We start from the raw sequence: 231 nt of genomic DNA on the forward strand, positions 1-231 counted from the left end.
CATTTAGCTCTGGTGTTTATCAGCTAAGTCTTATGGATGGTACTACTGTTATAGGTTCTAACAAATTTCTGAAGAAATAAAGAACCATATGTTGTTAGATTGATATAAATGTAAAGCCCACTTTCGAGTGGGCTTTTTTCTTGTGGTTTGCCACAAGAGTATACGTAAAAGTTAGGATATATCAGTCGATTTAATTTTTTCAAGGTATTCATCGCTGAAGTCAGTCCGTAA

General features: G+C 34.2%; 1 protein-coding gene. It reads right to left on the bottom strand.

Annotated features, from left to right (window positions below; genetic code table 11):
• Positions 1 to 23: 23 nt before the first annotated feature.
• Positions 24 to 231, bottom strand: a 208-nt coding sequence (locus ACY2RT_RS15755) for a hypothetical protein (RefSeq protein ID WP_490156845.1), incomplete at its 5' end; no start/stop codon positions are given.

This window comes from Ulvibacter sp. 2210JD10-4 (assembly GCF_058148525.1).